The organism is Leisingera sp. ABM4_060 (assembly GCF_056158765.1).
Genome location: NZ_JBSWTX010000001.1, coordinates 583,042 through 601,746, shown reverse-complemented (window position 1 = coordinate 601,746; position 18,705 = coordinate 583,042). Strand labels below are relative to the sequence as shown.

17 protein-coding genes are annotated in these 18,705 nt (G+C 62.7%); 13 read left to right on the top strand and 4 right to left on the bottom strand.

Translation table 11 applies throughout. The features are described 5' to 3' along the window. Nucleotides 1-19: 19 nt before the first annotated feature. The 3 genes from ACXAEH_RS02970 to ACXAEH_RS02960 are packed head-to-tail and all read right to left on the bottom strand — an operon-like array spanning nt 20 to nt 4,571. Nucleotides 20-1,093 carry a DUF2235 domain-containing protein gene (locus tag ACXAEH_RS02970; protein ID WP_475031003.1) on the bottom strand — a complete coding sequence of 358 codons (1,074 nt, stop codon included), beginning with the start codon at nt 1,091-1,093 and terminating at the stop codon, nt 20-22. Beyond that, nucleotides 1,071-3,368 (bottom strand): xanthine dehydrogenase family protein molybdopterin-binding subunit, encoded by a 2,298-nt coding sequence (locus ACXAEH_RS02965; RefSeq protein WP_475031002.1) that lies wholly within the window; start codon nt 3,366-3,368, stop codon nt 1,071-1,073. Before ACXAEH_RS02965 ends, ACXAEH_RS02970 begins: the two co-directional genes overlap by 23 nt. A 51-nt stretch (nt 3,369-3,419) precedes the next feature. Further along, nucleotides 3,420-4,571, bottom strand: coding sequence for a type III PLP-dependent enzyme (locus tag ACXAEH_RS02960; protein ID WP_475031001.1), 1,152 nt, complete (start codon nt 4,569-4,571; stop codon nt 3,420-3,422). 105 nt (nt 4,572-4,676) lie between these two features. Here ACXAEH_RS02960 and ACXAEH_RS02955 point away from each other — a divergent pair, with 105 nt between their 5' ends. Then, nucleotides 4,677-5,114: an Lrp/AsnC family transcriptional regulator gene (locus ACXAEH_RS02955; protein WP_475031000.1), complete on the top strand. Its 438-nt coding sequence runs from the start codon at nt 4,677-4,679 to the stop codon at nt 5,112-5,114. A gap of 3 nt (nt 5,115-5,117) precedes the next feature. Here ACXAEH_RS02955 and ACXAEH_RS02950 read toward each other — a convergent pair whose 3' ends face one another. Further along, a complete protein-coding gene (locus ACXAEH_RS02950) occupies nt 5,118-5,999 on the bottom strand; it encodes a LysR family transcriptional regulator (RefSeq protein WP_475030999.1) in 882 nt (293 codons plus the stop codon). 140 nt (nt 6,000-6,139) lie between these two features. Here ACXAEH_RS02950 and ACXAEH_RS02945 point away from each other — a divergent pair, with 140 nt between their 5' ends. The 12 genes from ACXAEH_RS02945 to ACXAEH_RS02890 all read left to right on the top strand — a co-directional run bounded on the left by ACXAEH_RS02945 (nt 6,140) and on the right by ACXAEH_RS02890 (nt 18,704). Beyond that, entirely contained in the window at nt 6,140-7,141 is a 1,002-nt protein-coding gene (locus tag ACXAEH_RS02945; RefSeq protein ID WP_475030998.1) for a sterol desaturase family protein, read from the top strand. Nucleotides 7,142-7,212: 71 nt separating this feature from the next. Continuing rightward, a complete protein-coding gene (locus ACXAEH_RS02940) occupies nt 7,213-8,037 on the top strand; it encodes a 3-methyl-2-oxobutanoate hydroxymethyltransferase (protein WP_475030997.1) in 825 nt (274 codons plus the stop codon). A gap of 390 nt (nt 8,038-8,427) precedes the next feature. Further along, a complete protein-coding gene (locus ACXAEH_RS02935; protein WP_475030996.1) occupies nt 8,428-11,517 on the top strand; it encodes a valine--tRNA ligase in 3,090 nt (1,029 codons plus the stop codon). Between the two features lie 184 nt (nt 11,518-11,701). Beyond that, nucleotides 11,702-11,995 carry a DUF1330 domain-containing protein gene (locus ACXAEH_RS02930; protein ID WP_475030995.1) on the top strand — a complete coding sequence of 98 codons (294 nt, stop codon included), beginning with the start codon at nt 11,702-11,704 and terminating at the stop codon, nt 11,993-11,995. Nucleotides 11,996-12,032: 37 nt separating this feature from the next. Next, on the top strand, nt 12,033-12,506 hold the full coding sequence (locus ACXAEH_RS02925) for a tellurite resistance TerB family protein (RefSeq protein WP_475035507.1): 474 nt from the start codon (nt 12,033-12,035) through the stop codon (nt 12,504-12,506). Beyond that, a complete protein-coding gene (locus ACXAEH_RS02920) occupies nt 12,506-12,946 on the top strand; it encodes a tellurite resistance TerB family protein (RefSeq protein WP_475030994.1) in 441 nt (146 codons plus the stop codon). The genes ACXAEH_RS02925 and ACXAEH_RS02920 overlap by 1 nt, the downstream gene beginning before the upstream one ends. Then, on the top strand, nt 12,943-13,716 hold the full coding sequence (locus tag ACXAEH_RS02915) for a phosphate/phosphite/phosphonate ABC transporter substrate-binding protein (RefSeq protein ID WP_475030993.1): 774 nt from the start codon (nt 12,943-12,945) through the stop codon (nt 13,714-13,716). Before ACXAEH_RS02920 ends, ACXAEH_RS02915 begins: the two co-directional genes overlap by 4 nt. A gap of 134 nt (nt 13,717-13,850) precedes the next feature. Further along, nucleotides 13,851-14,630, top strand: a complete 780-nt coding sequence (locus tag ACXAEH_RS02910) for an ABC transporter ATP-binding protein (RefSeq protein WP_475030992.1) — start codon at nt 13,851-13,853, stop codon at nt 14,628-14,630. Nucleotides 14,631-14,676: 46 nt separating this feature from the next. Then, nucleotides 14,677-15,384: a transporter substrate-binding domain-containing protein gene (locus ACXAEH_RS02905; protein WP_039124692.1), complete on the top strand. Its 708-nt coding sequence runs from the start codon at nt 14,677-14,679 to the stop codon at nt 15,382-15,384. Nucleotides 15,385-15,494: 110 nt separating this feature from the next. Continuing rightward, complete coding sequence (locus tag ACXAEH_RS02900; RefSeq protein WP_475030991.1) at nt 15,495-16,379, top strand: ABC transporter permease; 885 nt, start codon at nt 15,495-15,497, stop codon at nt 16,377-16,379. Next, nucleotides 16,376-17,182 (top strand): ABC transporter permease, encoded by an 807-nt coding sequence (locus ACXAEH_RS02895; protein WP_475030990.1) that lies wholly within the window; start codon nt 16,376-16,378, stop codon nt 17,180-17,182. Before ACXAEH_RS02900 ends, ACXAEH_RS02895 begins: the two co-directional genes overlap by 4 nt. Before the next feature lie 202 nt (nt 17,183-17,384). Continuing rightward, entirely contained in the window at nt 17,385-18,704 is a 1,320-nt protein-coding gene (locus tag ACXAEH_RS02890; protein WP_475030989.1) for a glutamine synthetase family protein, read from the top strand. The last annotated feature ends 1 nt before the right edge of the window (nt 18,705 follow it).

Genomic DNA, 18,705 nt, shown 5'->3' with positions numbered 1-18,705 from the left:
GAGGCAATTTGCCGAAAATTCAGGTCTTGGAAGCTGTCGCTCCCCAAGCCGCAGCCGCCCCCTTTTCCGAAGCGGCGCTGACGCTGCTGTGCAGACGCTCGCTGCCATCAAGACCAACGCGGCGGCGGCTGCGCAGCAGAAAGATCTTGCCCCAGCCCCGCCAGGTGCCGACCGAAGGTGCGCTGGGATCCACCGGGAACCGCATCCGCCAGTCCAGCGGCAGCGGCAAACCGCGGTCCTCTGCCTTTTCCAGCATCCAGACCAGGGAAAGATTGGCCTTGGGCCGGGCGTCCTCATATCCTCCCAACTGGCCGCCGATATCGCCATGGGCGCCGCGGAACCAGACCTGCTCCATCCGGCCGGTCCAGCCCTCAGGGCAATCCCACAGCACCGGTTTGAACACATCGCGCGTCTCATCCATTGCCAGCGCGTGGAAACCGCTTTTGACGTGGTGGCCCAGATGGTGATTGTGGAAATTGTGCCGGTTCTCCGCCCAGCGCCACAGCAGCGGCAGCCGCAGGCCCAGCGCCTTGACGGTATCCCAGACGCCGACCATTTCGATCTCCACCTCGTCATGGCAGTGCGCCTTGGTAAATGCCCCCGCAGTCCTGGACCGTCCGTTCAGCCGGTAATGGCGGTAGGCGGTGCGGATGTTGCGGACGGTGGCGTGCTCCGCCGTCAGCAGGCCGATGCGGTCAATGACGCCTGCCAGCGAGCGCACCGCATAGGCGCCGCGGGAGTAGCCCAGCAAATAGATCTTGTCGCCGGGCCGGTAGCGCGAGGCCAGATAGCCATAGGCGCGGCGGATCTGCCGGTTGATGCCGCGCCCCATCATCACATCCGGCGCGCTGCCCCAGCCTTTCCATTGCACACCGGATTCATAGAAAACCGAGACCTGCCCGCCCATCTCCCGGCACAGCTTGTAGGCTTGCCCGGCATGGGTTTCATGGCCTTCGTCCAGCGTCGACATGGTGCCGTCCAGGATGATCACATGGGCATGCGGCCCGCGCAGCTTGGTTTCGCCGGAATGCTCCGAGCGCAGCGGCCGTCCCAGCCACCCTAAAACCCGTTTACTCAGCTGCGTCAGAAACATCCCTAAGCACTTCCCAAATCTTCAGCGGGGTGAACGGCATGTCCACCTGCCGCACACCGCGGTCCCAGACCGCGTCCTGCACCGCGTTTGCCACAGCAGCCAAAGCGCCGACGGTGCCCGCCTCGCCGCAGCCCTTCATCCCCATCGGGTTCTGTGTCGAAGGCACCGGCTCGGAGGTAAATCCAATCATGGGGACGCCGTCCGCACGCGGCAAGGCATAGTCCATGAACGATGCCGTGAGCAGCTGGCCGTCCTCATCATAGACGACACGCTCCAGCATGGCCTGTCCCAGTCCCTGCGCAACCCCGCCATGCACTTGACCCTCGGCCAGCATCGGGTTGATCAGATTACCAAAATCGTCAACTACAGTGTAGCGCTCCACGGCGGAATGCCCAGTCTCCGGATCAATCACGACCTCGGCAACATGGGCGCCGTTCGGAAACGAGCGCCCCGGCAGCCGGGCCCGCGCCGCGTGACGCTGCAAATCGAGCCGCCCTTGCGCGCGGGCCATCTCTGCCGCTTCCAGCATTGTCGGCGTCAGGTTTGATCCCGGCGCCCGGAAGGTCACTCCGTCAAACTCGACTGCATCTTCCGCAACCCCCATCTCTTCTGCCAGGAAGGGCGTAAAGGCGGCAATCATCGCGTCTACCGCCGCAAGCGTGGCATTGGCCTGGGTGGTCACCGAGCGCGAGCCGCCGGTGCCGCCGCCCTGGGCGATGCGGTCGCTGTCGCCCTGGATCACCTGGATGTTCCCGGCCGGGATACCGCTCTGGTCGGCCAGGAACCGGGCATAGACGGTTTCATGCCCCTGTCCGTTGCTTTGCGTGCCGACATAGATTTTCACCCGGCCCTCCTCCAGAAACTCCACTTCCGCGCCTTCCGAAGGATCGCCCAAAATGCTTTCGATATAGTAACACAAGCCAACGCCCCGGTACTTGCCGCGTTTACCATCTGCGTCGCGCCGGGCTGCGAATCCTGCAATATCAGCCTCTTGCGCGGCACGGCTTAAGACTTTGCTAAAATCCCCCACATCATAGCTCTCCCCGGTCACAGTGGCATAGGGGAAGGCCGCGGGCTTGATGAAGTTGCGCCGCCGCAGCTCCCAGGGATCCACCCCCAATTCGCGCGCGGCCCGGTCCATCACCCGCTCCAGCACATAGATCGCTTCGGGCCGCCCGGCGCCGCGGTAAGCGTCTACCTGCGCGGTGTTGGTATAGATCCCCTCCACCTGCAGCCAGGCGGTCTGGATGTCATAGACCCCCGCCAGCACCCGGCTGAACAGCTGGGTTTGAATCGGCTGCCCGAAATGCGCGTTATAAGCGCCAAGGTTGCAGCGGGTGGTGACCCGATAGGCTGTGATCTTCAAGTCCGCGTCAAAGGCCAGCTCCGCCAGCGACGTCAGATCCCGGCCGCCGTTGTCGCTCAGCATCAACTCGGTGCGGTCGGCAATCCAGAACACCGGCCGGCCCAGCGCGCGGGCAGCATGGGCCACGGCAAAATATTCAGGATAGGCAAAAGCCTTCATGCCAAAGCCGCCGCCGACATCCGGGATCGTGACCTTCACATTTGCCGCTTCAAGGCCAAGCTTGGCAGCCAGCTGGTCTTTCATCCCCCACACGCCTTGCCCACCAAAGCAGAAATGCAGGCGGCCGTCTTCCATTTCAGCAAAACAGCCGCGCGGCTCCATCGAATTGACGATGATCCGGTTGTCCTCAACTTGCAGGGCCACGGTATGGGCGGCACTCCGGAACGCGGCCTCCGTCTCCGCCTCGTCGCCCATGCCCCAGTCAAAGGCCTTGTTGTCCGGCACGCCGCCATGCAGCGCCTCGCCGCCCGGAAAAAGATCCAGCTTGATCGGCAAGTCATCAATACCCAGCTCGATCAGCTCTCCCGCGTCGCGCGCCTGGTCCAGTGTTTCGGCAATGACAACAGCCACCGGCTCACCGACATAGCGCACCCGGTCCCGGGCCAGCATCGGCCGCTCCGGCGCAGCGCCGTCCGAGCCGTCCCGGTTCTTAACCGTCGCCCCGTCCATCGCAACGGTGATGCCGGCCGCTTCCAGGTCCGCCAGGGTGAGCACCAGATGGACGCCGGCGCTTTCCCGGGCGTCTTCAACGTTCAGCGCCGTAATTACCCCATGCGCAACCGGGCTGCGCAGCACCCAGGCACGCAAAGCATCATTGGGCGCGGCGTCCTCGATGTAACGGCCTTGCCCGGTCAGAAACCGCACATCCTCGACCCGTTTCACCGGCTGGCTTTTCCCGAATTTGTCCATGCTCGCCCCCCTGTCCCGCGCTGGCTGGTGTTCAGGGGGCCGAGACTACCCTTAGCTGGCCGGTTGTCCAGCCAGCTCTATCACCGTCGCCACGTCACTGAGCCCATAGCCGTTGAACTGCGTGCTCATCGCCGAGGAATAGGCGCCAAGCCCCGGGAACAGCACGTAATCCCCCGTTGCAGCGTCACAAGGCAGCGGCAGGCCGTCCGGCAGCCGGTCCAGGCTGTCGCAGGTGGGACCAAACACCACCCGCGGCCTGCGTTCGCCTGCCCGGTGCTTGCCATCGCCGGACACCACCTCAACCCGCCCCGGCAGGCCCATGTCGCGGATGTCGACCAGCCCGCCATAGATGCCGTCGTTCAGGAACACGACCCCGCCGTCCTTGCGCATCCCCTTGATGCGGGCCGCGAGGGTGAAGCTCTCGGACACCATCGCCCGGCCTGGTTCGCAGATCAGGGTGGGGCCGGCCGTGCCAAAGGCCTTGTCCGCCGCTTTTCCGATTGCAGAAAAGACCTTCTCCAGATCCGGCGCCTCGCCATCCCGGTTCGCGGCAAATCCGCCGCCGACGTTCAGCCGGGCAATCTGCACACCCGCGTCATCGACAATCTTCTTGGCCGCGTAGATATACTCCACCCAAGCTGCCTCATCCTCGCACTGAGTGCCGGGGTGGAAGCACAGCGCCGGAGTCCAGCCCTTGGCCGCTACTTGCTTGAGCAATTCCATCGCCTCTTCTGGCGCCGCGCCGAACTTGCTGCCGAAATCATAGGCAGCCCCTGCAACCGGCAAGGCAAAGCGCACCGCCAGTTCGCAGCAACGCGGCACCGCGTCCAGCTTCTCCAGCTCGCTCAGCTCATCCACCGACCAGCTGGCGACGCCATGTTCAATCCCGGCAGCAATCTCCGCCTCGGATCGCATCGGGTTATTGTAATGCATGACCGCATCCGGACTGGCGGCACGCACCGCCTCCATTTCCGCGGGCGAGGCCACGTCAAACGCCGTAATACCCGCGGCCACCAGATTGGACAAAACAGCGGGGTGCGGGTTTGCCTTAACCGCGTAGGTCACCAGTCCCGGAAACCCCTCACGGAACCGCCGCGCCACCTCATGCAGAACCCGCGGCGAGAAATACAGGATCGGATGATCCGGCGCGCTGCGGGCCAGGTGGGATTCAGGCGAAAGCCAAAGCGGAGGAATCTGCTGCATCGGGTAACCCTCATTCGTTTTACATATTTTCCAGAAGTTTCCCGTCGATATCGCTTGGCACTTCGCCTATAGTGCCGAAAACTTTCGTCAGATCGCAGGCTCCACATGCAAACCGACGACACCGATCAGCGCCTTGTCACCTTGCTGCGGGAAAACGCCCGCCGCCCGGTGGCGGAGCTTGCCCGCCATCTGGGGCTGGCCCGCACCACCGTACAAGCGCGGATTGAGCGGCTGGAGACCTCTGGTGTGATCACTGGCTATACCCTCAAATCCTCCGCTGCCGTCCGGCCGCCGCTGCAGGCGACGGTGCTGATGTCGATTGAGCCGCGCTCAGGGCCGGAAGTGCTGGCCCGTCTGCGCGGCCTGCCTGGTGTGGAGGTGGTGCACACCACCTCGGGCCGCTTCGACCTGCTGGCGCAGGTGGTGGCGCAAAGCACGGCTGAGCTGGACGAGACCATCGACCGCATCGCCGAAGCGCGCGGTGTGCGGTCCTCTGAAAGCCTGATCCATCTGGCAACCAAGCTGGACCGGACCGGCCAGTAGCCTTCAGACGCTCCGCACATAGTCCAGCAGCCAGTCCCGGAACAGCCGGGCTGCCGGGCGCATGGCGCCGCGGTCCGGGTAGACCAGGTGGTAGGCTTCCTGCCCTGGCACGGAAACCTCCGGCAGGCACGGCACCAACCCGGCTGATTTCATCGCGGCGTCAGACGCAGGAGCGCGGGCCAGCGCAATGCCAACGCCCTGCGCCGCCAGCTCCGCGGCCATCAGAGAATTGTCGGCAAAGAAGTACCGCGCCTGCCCATGCGGCAGCCGCAGGCGCTCAAACAGCTGCACCCAGCTGGCGCGGTGGGTAGATACTTCTATCAGAGGAAGTTGAAACAAGTCCTGCGGAGCCCGGATTTGCGCTGCGGTCTCAGGCAGCGCAACCGGGTAGAGGACCTCCCGCAGCAGTTCGTCGCTTTCGGTGCCAAACAGGGCCGGATTGCCGAAAACGATCTGCAAGTCGGTGAACCGGTTGGCAAAATCCGCCGCCATATTGCCCGTGCTGAGCGCCAGATTGACCTGAGGGTGCGCCGCCTGGAAGTCCGGCAGCCCCCGGGCCAGCACCCCATGGGCAAACAGCAGCACCGATTGCACAAACAGCCGTTGCTCGCGGCTCTCTCCGAACAGCCCCGTTGTGGCGGTCTCCAGCATCAACAGTGACTGCTGCACCGAGGGCAGATAGGCCCGCCCGGCCTCGGTCAGCGTCACCGCATGGGCGTGGCGGTGAAACAGCGGCGTGCCCAGCTGAGTCTCCAGCGCCTTCACCTGCTGACTGACGGCGGCCGCCGACATGTTCAGCTGCGCCGCCGCGCGGGCAAAGCTTTCGGTGCGGGCTGCCGCCTCGAACACGCGCAGCCAGTTGAGAGAGGGAATCCGTGTCGCCATCTGCGCAGGCTAAGCTGAACTTAGCCTTACCGGCAAGACATACCGTTCTGAGAAATTCTGCCTCCCGCGTAACCTCCGAGCCAGCGAACAGAGATGCGCGCCCGCGCAGCCTCTCCCACCAGCCAGATGAGAAACGAGACATGACAAGTCCCGCCAATGCACCGCGGCCCAAGCGCAAGATTTGGAATTTCACCCCGCAGCTGCCGATCCAGACCTCTCCCTATTGGGACTGGCCTTTGAGGCCGCTGGCCTCGATCAAATACCTGCTGCAAAGCTGGAACCCGCTGGCGCTGCGGGCGCTCTTGCTGGTCTTTGCGATCATCACCTGGAATTTCTTCACCCCGTCCCTGGACCGCATCGCCACGCTCAGCTGGGACTGGGTGGCCGAGATCTGGTTCCGCAACTTCTGCATCCTGATGGTGGTGGCCGGCGGCCTGCACCTGGCGCTGTGGAAGTTCCGGACGCAAGCCGATGAGTACCGTTACGACATGCGCCCGATGATGAAGGGCGCCAAGGTCTTTACCTTCAAGAACCAGGTCTGGGACAATATGTTCTGGACGCTTGGCCCGGCGCTCACCTTCTGGACCTTCTGGGAGAGCTTCATCCTCTATGCCTATGCCAACGGCTGGGTGACGATGATCACGCTGGAGGAGAACCCGATCACCTTCATCCTGATGACGATCTTCATCCCCATCTGGGCGGGCTTCCACTTTTACTGGCTGCACCGGCTGCTGCATGTGGGCGTGCTTTATACCAAGGTGCACGCCTGGCATCACCGCAATATCAACACCGGCCCTTGGTCCGGCCTGGCGATGCACCCGGTCGAGAGCTTCTTTTTGATGTTCGACACCATGATCTTCTTCCTGCTGCCGTCGCATCCCGTGCTGGCGATCTTCCTGCTGTTCCACCACGGCATCGGCGCCCCGACCTCACACGCAGGGTTTGAACATCTGAAGTTCGGCAACAAGGCGAAGTTCCTGGTCGGCGACTTCTTCCACCAGCTGCACCACAAGTTCTTCGACTGCAACTACGGCACCTGGGAGACGCCCTGGGACGAGTGGTTCAACACCTTCCATGACGGCACCGACGAGGGCAACGAAATGGTCAAGGAACGCCGCCGCAAGATCTGGGCTGCCGAGTAAGCACGCACCACAGCACACATTGCCGGGCCTGTATCGGCCCGGCTTTCCTATTTGAAAGACAGGGGAAAACGATGAAAAACATCTACACCTTCGGCCGCCGCCCGGCACAGCGCAATTACACCGTCCGGGACCTGATCGATCTCAAGAAAACCGGCGAACGCCTGACCATGTGCAACCCCGCCAACGAGGCCGAGATCCGGGCCTGCGTCGATGCGGGCATCGACCTGCTGACCCTCTGGGACGTGCATCTGGACATGGCGCGCGAAATCGCCCCCACCCATTTCGCGGGCACCGCAATGAACTGGGGCCAGTTCGCCACCAACGACGAGATCATGCGCCACGCCATTACCTGCATGGAAAATGGCGCCGACATGTATTTCACCAACCGCTCTTACGATGTGGTCGAAATGCTGGCCAAGGAAGGCATTCCGGTGCAGGTGCACATGGGGCTGGTGCCCTCGCTCAGCCATTGGTGCGGCGGCCTGCGTGCCTTTGGCCGCACAGCGGAAGAGGCGATGCAGATCTACGACACTTTCAAACGCTATGAGAACGCCGGCGCCTTTGCCTGCGAGATCGAATGCGTCGCCGAGGATACCCTGCGGCTCCTGAACGACCGCACTTCCATCGTCACCATCTCTCTGGGCTCGGGAAACGCGGGCGACGTGATCTTCTTGTTCATGACCGACATTTGCGGCGAAGCGGAAAACCCGCCGCGCCACGCCCACGCCTTTGGCGACCTGGGGCGGCTGCACAAGCAGATGTACCAGGAGCGGGTCGCGGCGCTGCAAGAATTCCATTCTGAAGTGCGCGCCAGAAACTTCCCCTACAAGGCACAGGCGATTGCCATGCATGACGGCGAGCTGGAAAAGCTGCACGAAGCACTGGACAAGCTGTAACAAGCTGTCAGCGGAGTTAACAGGTGCGCGCCCCTTGGGCGCACGCTGTACTTAGCGCCTTCGGCGCAGGTTTTGAGTATTTTCAACCAGAAAGAAGCGGTAAGATTCCATTAACCAGAATCGCCGCACTCTCCTTATGCGGTACAGGCTGGAGAGCCGATGACCGCACCAGGAAGAGGCTGCCCCTGCCGGAGGCAGGATTATCCCTTGAGCGGACGGACGGCCCGCGGCAGGGGCGCTTCGGACCTGCTTCTTTCTGGTCAAAAATACTCATATCGCCGCCGCCGGCCGCAAACGCGACGGTTCCGGCCAAGAAATCCCCATATCCTGCTTCCCCTTCCCTGAACCATTGGGTAATTGATCCGGCAGTTGCATGAGGGATGACGAGCGATGGCGATGGAAAAGACGTTCAACGCAGGCGAAGCCGAAAGCCGCCTGTACAAGGCCTGGGAAGACGCCGGCTGCTTCAAGGCGGGTGCTAATGCCAAGCCCGAGGCCTCGACCTATTGCATTATGATCCCGCCGCCGAACGTGACCGGCGTTCTGCACATGGGCCATGCCTTCAACAACACCCTGCAGGACATCCTGATCCGCTGGAAGCGCATGCAGGGCTTTGACACCCTGTGGCAGCCGGGCACCGACCACGCGGGCATCGCCACCCAGATGGTTGTCGAGCGCGAGCTGGCCAAGACCCAGCAGCCGTCCCGCCGCGAACTCGGCCGCGAGAAATTCCTGGAGAAGGTCTGGGAATGGAAAGAGAAATCCGGCGGCACCATTGTCGAGCAGCTGAAACGCCTCGGCGCGTCGTGCGATTTCTCCCGCACTGCCTTTACCATGGCAGGTGCTGCGGGCGACACCCGCACCGGCCACGAGAATTCCCCCAATTTCCACGACGCAGTGATTAAGGTCTTTGTGGAGATGTACAACAAGGGCCTGATCTACCGCGGCAAGCGGCTGGTCAACTGGGACCCGCATTTCGAGACCGCGATTTCCGACCTTGAGGTCGAGAACATCGAGGTCGCCGGCCACATGTGGCACTTCAAATACCCGCTCGCAGGCGGCGCCACTTACGAATACGTCGAGAAAGATGAAGACGGGAATGTCACCCTGCGTGAAACCCGTGATTACATCTCCATCGCCACCACACGGCCTGAGACCATGCTGGGCGACGGCGCGGTGGCCGTTCACCCCTCGGATGAGCGCTATGCGCCCATCGTTGGCAAGCTCTGCGAAATCCCGGTCGGCCCCAAGGAGCACCGCCGCCTGATCCCGATCATCACTGATGAGTACCCGGACAAGGACTTTGGCTCCGGCGCGGTGAAGATCACCGGCGCGCATGACTTCAACGACTATCAGGTTGCCAAGCGCGGCGGCATTCCGATGTACCGCTTGATGGACATGCGCGGCCAGATGCGCGCGGACGGCGACAGCTACGAGGCCGCCGCGACCCTCGCCATGTCTGTTGCCAAGGGCGAGAAGACCCTGACCGAGAATGAAGCCGACGCCGTCAACCTGGTGCCGGAGAACTTGCGCGGTCTGGACCGGTTTGAGGCCCGCAAACTGGTGGTCGAGCAGATCACCAGCGAAGGCCTGGCGGTGATGGTCAGCGAGACCAAAACTGTCAAAGGCGAGGACGGTGAGGAGACGCAACTTACCGAGACCGTCCCGTATGTCGAGAACAAGCCGATCATGCAGCCCTTTGGCGACCGTTCCAAGGTTGTGATCGAGCCGATGCTGACCGACCAGTGGTTTGTGGACGCGGAAAAGGTTGTCGGCCCGGCGCTGGATGCGGTGCGCAATGGTGATGTGAAGATCCTGCCGGAATCGGGTGAGAAGACCTATTACCACTGGCTGGAAAACATCGAGCCCTGGTGCATCTCGCGCCAGCTGTGGTGGGGCCATCAGATCCCGGTTTGGTATGGCCCCGCAGTGATCCACGGTACCACCGACGACGGCGAGTTCGATATCTGGCAGCCCGACGAGCCGGTCGCGTTCTGTGCGTCAAACTATGAAGACGCGCTGGAACAAGCTGCAAAATACTATTCTGAATCGAATGCCTTTGGGTATTTGATCGCAGAAGAAGCCGAAAATGCGTCAGCATCACTCGGCGACCAAGATGAAAACGGCCAGCCGATCAAGCTCTGGCGCGACCCCGACGTTCTCGACACCTGGTTCTCCTCCGGCCTCTGGCCGATCGGCACGCTGGGCTGGCCGGAATGGACCGAGGAGACAAAAAAATACTTCCCGACCTCGACCCTGGTCACCGGTCAGGACATTCTGTTCTTCTGGGTTGCCCGGATGATGATGATGCAGCTGGCGGTGCTGGACGAAAACCTGCCGGTCAAGGAGCGCATTCCCTTCGACACCGTCTACCTGCACGGGCTGGTGCGCGATGCCAAAGGCAAGAAGATGTCGAAATCCACCGGCAACGTTGTGGACCCGCTGGAGATCATCGAGGAATTCGGCGCCGATGCGCTGCGCTTCTCCTCTGCTGCGATGGCCGCGCTTGGCGGCGTGCTGAAACTGGATATGGAGCGGCTCAAGGGCTACAGGAACTTTGGCACCAAGCTGTGGAATGCGGTGAACTTTGCCCATTTCAACAAGGTCTATGACGAATCCGTCCCGGCCTATGCCTGCCCGGATGCGCAGGCTGCTGTGAACCAGTGGATCATTGGCGAGACCGCCAAGGTGCGCGTGGAAGTGGACGCCGCATTGGAAGCCTACCGCTTCAACGACGCGGCCAATGCGCTTTATGCCTTTGTCTGGGGCAAAGTCTGCGACTGGTATATCGAGCTGTCGAAACCCCTGTTCGGCTCCGAAGATGAGGCGGTGATCGCAGAGACCCGCCAGACCCTGGGCTGGGTGCTGGATCAGTGCATGATCCTGCTGCACCCGATCATGCCGTTCATCACAGAGGAGCTGTGGGGCAACACCGCCAAGCGCGAGAACATGCTGGTGCATGAGGACTGGCCGTCCTACGGCGCTGAGCTGGTCAATGCGGATGCAGACGCCGAGATGAACTGGGTGATCACCGCGATTGAAAACATCCGCTCCACCCGGGCGCAGATGCATGTGCCGGCGGGCGCCAAGATCCCGATGGTGGTGACGGAGTTCTCCGATCAGGCGCGCTCTGCCTGGGAAAAGAACCAGGCGATGATCCAGAAACTGGCCCGCATCACCGCGCTGGAGCAGGTGGAGAGCTTCCCCAAGGGCTGCGCTTCTGTTGCGGCGCCCGGAGCCACCTTCGGCCTGCCTCTGGCGGATGTGATCGACGTGGACGCCGAAAAGGCGCGCCTGGAGAAGACCCTGGGCAAGCTGGCCAAGGAGCTGGGAGGCCTGCGCGGGCGGCTGAACAACCCGAAATTTGCGGCCTCCGCGCCGGAGGACGTGGTGGCGGAAGCCAAGGCCAACCTCGCCGCGCGCGAGGAGGAGGAAGCCAAGGTCAAGGAGGCGCTCGCCCGGCTGGCCGAGATCGGCTGATCCCGCCAATCGCAGATTTGGGAACGCCCGCCGCTTTGGCGGGCGTTTTCATTTTCCGCGCAGGTCTTTGAAACAAGCGCAAATTCCGCACGGAACGGGGAAATTCTTAACAACCGCCCCATTGTCTTTGGCGCGGTTTTGTATCAGCCTGCTCACAACCATAAAATGCAGGGACACAAACGCCATGCCCAAGGGATACTGGGTAGCACACATCGACGTGGACGATACCGAGCGCTACAAGGACTATGTTGCCGCCAATGCTGCACCTTTTGCGCAATACGGCGCCCGCTTTTTGATACGCGGAGGCCAGAAGGAAATCCGCGAGGGACAAATGCGCGCCCGCACCGTGGTGATTGAATTCGAGGATTTCGCCACCGCAAAAGCCTGCTATGATTCAGTAGCCTATCAGGACGCCAAAGCCTTGCGCGATCCGGTGTCCGCTGGTGATATGGAAATCATCGAAGGCTACGGCGGCTGATGCCGCCTGCACTGCTGCCCGGGGTCCGCTAATGCCGCTGCTCAAGAAATTTTTCCAAGCTTTCCGCCCCTCCGAGGCCCCGGCGCTGCCGGATCCGGACGCCGAGCTGGCGCTGGGGGCGCTTTTGGTGCGGGTGGCGCAGTCGGACCGGGACTATCAGCTGGAAGAAATCAGCCTGATCGACCGGATTCTGGCGCGTCTCTATCAGCACAACGCGATTGAGGCCGCCAAGGTGCGCGCCACCTGCGAAAAACTGCATGCCGCGGCGCCGGAGACCGATACCTTCGGGCGGCTGATCCGCGAGACCACCGGGCTGGAGGAACGCCTGGCGGCGCTGGACGCCCTGTGGGAGGTGGTGCTCGCCGACGGCAATGAGCATCCGGGCGAAATCACCATTGTCGAGGATGCCCGCAAGGCCATGGGCCTGTCTTATGCCGACAGCCAGAAGGCCCGCGCCCGCGCCACAGAGAAATTCACCGGCAAGGCGGCCGGGCTGCAGGAGGGCAGCTGATGTTCAAGGAGCTGCTGCAACGTTTGATGGAGCCTGCCCCCGCCCCGCTGGACGACGAAGGCGCGCGGATGGCGCTGACCGCGCTCTTGGTGCGCATTGCCCGCTCGGATCACAATTATTCCGAAGTGGAAAAGGATCGCATCGACCGGATCCTCGGCACCCGTTACGGTCTGGATACGGGCAGCGCCCTGATCCTGCGCGAACAGGCTGAGGCGATGGAGGCCGAGGCCCCCGATACCGTGCGCTTCACCCGCGCGATCAAGGACGCGGTTGCCTATGAGGACCGTACCGGCGTAATCGAGGCGCTGTGGCAAGTGGCGCTGGCCGATGGCCGGCGCGATGCAAATGAGGATGCGCTGCTGCGGCTGTCTGCCAGCCTGCTGGGCGTTTCGGATATGGACAGCGCTCAGGCGCGCAAACGGGCAGAGGCTGCTTTATGATTGCTCACCTAGGAATGTACGACCGGCCGGAAACGGCACACGCAAATGACCGGTTCTGGGCTTCGATCCGCGACCATCTGGGCGGCGGGCCCGAGGCGCTCACCCGCGATGCAGACTTCTGGGAGGTTTGGAAATCGCCGGAACTTTTGCTGTCGCAAACTTGCGGCTGCCCCTACCGCACCCGGCTTTATGGCGAGGTCGAGCTGGTCGGCACTCCGGATTACGACCTGCCGGGCTGTCCGCCCGGCTATTACAACAGTGTCTTCATTGCCCGCAGCGAGGATGCCGGCATGCCGCTCAGCAGTTTTGCGGGCCGCCGCCTGGCCTATAACGAAGCCCTGTCGCAGTCTGGCTGGGCCGCGCCGATGGTGCATTTGCATGACCGCAGCATTTTGCCGGGCGCCCTGGTCGAAACCGGCGGCCACAAGCTGTCGGCAGAGGCGGTTGCGGAAGGCCGCGCCGATTTTGCTGCCCTTGATGCGCTGACCTGGGAGTTGATCAAGGAATACGATGAGTTCGCAAACGGGCTGGCAGAGATCGAACGCACCGTTCCGACCCCGACCCTGCCCTATATCACCGCGATCGGCGGTGATGCCGGGGCTCTGTTCACCGCCATCGAAGCCGCCATCCGCGGGCTTGATGACGAGACCCGCAGCCTGCTGCACCTCAAGGGTCTGGTGAAGATCACCCCCGCCGACTATCTGGCAGTCCCCACGCCGCCCGGACCCGTGCTGACCGAACAGCGCATCCGCGCCGCCGAGCTGACGTAACGCTCCCTTCCAAAATGGCGGCCTGCCCCGCCATTTTGACGCCTGCCCTGCCGGTTTGTGCGGTTTGAACGTTGCATTCGGTCTTTTTTTCGGTCCAATAAGAACGAATTTCCACTCACAGGGACAAAGACACCTTGACCGACACATCGCCCGTTCTGCAAATTCGCGGCCTTCATAAATCCTATGGCGAGCTGGAAGTGATCAAAGGCGTCGACATCACTGCCCACAAGGGCGACGTGGTTTCGCTGATCGGGTCTTCGGGATCGGGCAAGTCCACCCTTCTGCGCTGCTGCAATCTGCTGGAAGACAGCCAGCAGGGCGAAATCCTGTTCAAGGGAGAGCCGATCACCTGGACCGGCCAGGGCCTGAACCGCCGCCCGGCTGACGCCAAGCAAATCCTGCGCATCCGCACCAACCTTTCGATGGTGTTCCAGCAGTTCAACCTGTGGGCCCATATGACCATCCTGCAAAACGTGATGGAGGCCCCCGTGACCGTGCTGGGCCGCGACAAAGACGAGGTTGAGGAAAAGGCCCGCCACTACCTGACGAAGGTCGGCATCGGCGACAAATGCGACGTCTACCCGGCACAGCTCTCTGGCGGCCAGCAGCAGCGCGCGGCGATTGCCCGGGGCCTGTGCATGGAGCCCGAGGCGCTGCTGTTTGATGAGCCGACCTCTGCGCTCGACCCCGAGCTGGAGCAGGAGGTGATCAAGGTGATCAAGGACCTTGCCGCCGAGGGCCGCACCATGCTGATCGTGACCCACGACATGAAGATGGCGGCGGATGTTTCCAGCCACGTCGTGTTCCTGCACCAAGGGCTGATCGAGGAAGAGGGCTCTCCGGACGAAGTCTTTGGCGGCACCCGCTCAGAACGGCTCCGCGCCTTCCTGTCCTCGACCCGCCACGCACACTGACCGATAAACAACAAATCCAATAACCAATCAGAACGGGAGTAAATACATGAAATCTCTGATTCTTGGCACCGCCGCCCTGGCGCTGACCGCGGGCATGGGGCTGGCGGACACCGTGCGCCTGGGCACCGAAGGCGCCTATGCGCCGTGGAACTTCGTGAACGACGCCGGCGAAATCGACGGCTTTGAGCGCGAGCTGGGCGACGAGCTGTGCAAGCGCGCCGAACTGACCTGCGAATGGGTCAAGAACGACTGGGATTCGATCATTCCGAACCTGGTCTCGGGCAACTACGACACCATCATCGCCGGCATGTCGATCACCGACGAGCGCGATGAGGTCATCGACTTCACCCAGGCCTACACCCCGCCGGATCCCTCCGCGTACCTGGCCCAGTCCGCTGATGTGGACCTGGCCGGCGGCGTGATCGCAGCCCAGGCGACCACCATCCAGGCCGCCTTCATTGCCGAGCAGGGCTGGACCCTGGTTGAATTCGCAACCCCGGAAGAAACCGTCGCAGCCGTGCGCAGCGGCGAAGCGGATGCGGTTCTGGCCGATAACAGCTTCATTGACACCATGGTCGGCGACGGCCTCGTGAAGCTTGAGCGCACCGAATCCATCGGCGGCGGCGTTGGCATGGGCTTCCGTGAATCCGACGCGGAACTGCGCGGCAAGTTCGACGCGGCGATCCAGTCGATGAAAGACGACGGCACGCTGAACACCCTGATCGCCAAGTGGGAAGTGGCGTCCCAGTGGTAATCTGATCCTCAGACAGGATCTGCAGGCCCGCGCGCCGCGGCACGCGGGCCTCATTCATTCTCTTCCGGCTGCTCCGCTGCCGGGCGTGAACACAGAAAGACAGGGCACATATGTTTTCCTATTGCACGGACCCATCCACGCTTGAGGGGCTGAGCTGGCTCAGCTGCTACCTGACCACAGGCAAGCATATGAACCTTTACATCTCGGTCTTTGTGGTTCTGACCCTGCTGGCGATTACTGCTCCGGTGGCCCTTCTGTTCGGCTTTGGCGCCGCCAGTGCCGCGCGGTCGAAATTCCTGCCGCTGCGCTGGTTCGGCATGGGCTATACCAGCATCGTGCGTGGCGTGCCGGACATTGCCTTTTTCCTGTTCTTCGTCATCGCGCTCGACCAGGCGTTTGAGTGGATGCGCCACAAGGTGAAATGCCCGGACTGGGATCAGCCGATCCGCCAGGGCATCGATTTTGTCGTCTGCGACGCGGCCAAGCTGCCGCTGTCCACCGCGCCGCAATGGGTGCATGAAACCTACGGCTTCTTCCTCGCCGTGCTGACCTTCTCCATCGTGTTCGGCGCCTTTGCCGCCAATGTCCTATATGGCGCTATGCGCGCTGTTCCTCGCGCTCAGATCGAAACCGCCGAGGCCTATGGCATGACCAGCCGCCAGGCCTTCTGGCGCATCCTGGTTCCGCAGATGTGGGTCTATGCGCTGCCAGGCCTGTCGAACCTGTGGATGGTGCTGATCAAGGCCACGCCGCTCTTGTTCCTGCTGGGGGTCGAGGACATCGTCTATTGGGCGCGGGAGCTGGGCGGCACCAAGACCGCACGGTTCACCGACTACCCGCACCCGAACTGGCACGTCTGGTATTTTGCCGCGCTGCTGGTCTTCTACCTCTGCTTCACCAAAGTGTCCGAGGTCGCCCTGGACCGCATCATGAAGCGCCTGACCAAAGGCCAGGCCACCGCGGGCGGCGAAGCACAAAGAAAGGCTGCGGCATGAGTTGCGTTGAAACCATCCAGGCCTATGCCTTCCGCTCCCTGGGATTTGGCGAACGGCTGCTGCCGCGCGGCGAATATACTCTCTGCGAGCATTTCACCCTGATCGGTTCCGGCCTGATCTGGAACGTCTACTTTGGCGCGCTGGCGCTGGTGACCGGCTTTTTCCTGGCTGTGGCGCTGGCAGTCGGCAAGGCCAGCCCCAGCCCCAAGTGGCGCAAGCCGGCAGAGTGGTTCATCTTCATCTTCCGCGGCAGCCCGCTGTTCATCCAGTTCTTCTTTGCTTACGCCTGCTTCCTCAGCCTGAAAAGCGTCTCCAGTTTCTTTGACCCGTTCACCTCGGCCTGGCTGGGCGCGCTGATCGTGCTGTTCTTCAACACCGCCGCCTATTCGGGCGAGATCTTCTATGGCGCGCTGCTATCGATCCCCAAGGGCGATATCGAGGCCGCGGATGCCTATGGCATGACCGGCTGGACCCGGTTCCGCCGTATCACTTTCCCGACCATGATGCGGCTGGCCTGGCCCGCCTATACGAACGAGGCAATCTTCCTGTTCCATGCCACAACGCTGGTGTTCTTCTCGGGCTTCCCTGCCTGGCGGCAGAAGGGCGACGCGCTTTATTACGCCAGCTATTTCGCGGACAAGACCTTCAACCCCTTTGTCCCCTACCCGATCCTGGCCTTCTACTTCATCCTGCTGACACTGCTGATCATCTCGATCTTCGGCTTCGTGAACCGGCGGCTGAACAGGCACCTGCCGCAAGAGCGGCGCAGCAAACCCAAGCTGAGGCTGAACCTGATCCGCTAACCAAGAATGGCTCCTCCGGGAGCCATTTTTTTCGCCGTTTCATCCCGGTGGCGGGCAGCGGCGCGGATTGCGGCCGCCGGAAACGCCAATTTCTCCTGAGAAATCCACGCGAAACGGCAGTGCTGAAAACTTTTGATCAAATTATCTTGGCGAATGGATTTCCTTGCGCTAGGGTTGGCGCAACGCATTCATGGAGCCCCCAATGGACCTGTCCGCCCTCAAGACCATCCGCATTGCCGCCTGTGACATGAACGGCCAGATGCGCGGCAAGCGCCTGCCTGCGGATATGGCCGCCAAGCTGGACAAGGGGGCTGCGCGGATGCCGATCTCCACCCTCAACGTCGACCTCTGGGGCCGCGACGTTGACGACAATCCGCTGGTGTTCGAGACCGGCGACGCCGATGGGGTGATGCTGCCGACCGAGCGCGGGGCGGTGCCGATGCCCTGGCTCAAGAGCGCCTCGGCGCTGGTGCCGATGGCGATGTACTGGGAAGACGGCGCCCCCTTCCTGGGCGACCCGCGCCATGTGCTGGCCGAAGTGCTCTCCCGCTATGCGGCCCGCGGCTGGACGGTGGTGGCCGCAACCGAGATGGAATTCAGCCTGCTGGATGACAGCGGCCCGCAACCTGCGCCGCCGATCGACCCGTTCACGGGGCGCGAGCTTGACCAGCAGTCGGTGCTGTCGGTGGCAGAACTGGACGCGTTCGACGATTTCTTCACCGATCTCTACGACGGGGCCGAGGCCATGGGCATCCCCGCACAATCGGCGATTTCAGAGGCCGGCCTGGGCCAGTTCGAGATCAACCTCAACCACCAGGAAGCCATGCGCGCCGCGGATGACGCCTGGCTGTTCAAGGCCTTGGTAAAAGGACTTGCGCGCAAACACGGCTTTGCCGCGACTTTCATGGCCAAGCCTTATGCTGAAGAAGCCGGCAACGGCATGCACGTGCATTTTTCCGTCGAGGACAAGGACGGCAGCAACGTCTTCGATAACGGCGGCGAAGAAGGCTCGAACCTCCTGATGCACGCGGTGGCCGGCTGCCTGGCGGCGATGCCTGCCAGCTCGCTGATCTTTGCCCCGCACGGCAATTCCTACGACCGGCTGGTGCCGGGTGCCCATGCGCCGGTGAGCGCTGCCTGGGCCTATGAGAACCGCACCGCCGCCATCCGGATTCCCGGCGGCAGCCCAAAGGCGCGCCGCATCGAACACCGGGTCGCCGGCGGCGACATCAACCCCTATCTGATGCTCGCCACCGTGCTGGGCGCCGCCATGGCAGGGATCGAGGACAAGATGCAGCCCCCCGCCCCGTCCGACGGCAACATCTATGAGATCCAGGGCCTGCCGCAACTGGCCGCCGACTGGGAAACCGCAATCAACTGGTTCGACACCGACCCGCTGATTGCCCGCATCCTGCCAGACCTGGCAATCCGCAATCTGGTGATGACCAAGCGGCAGGAACTGCGCGGCTTTGCCGAACGCCCTAGGGAGAGCCATTGGCTGTCCTGGCTGGAAGCGGTATAGA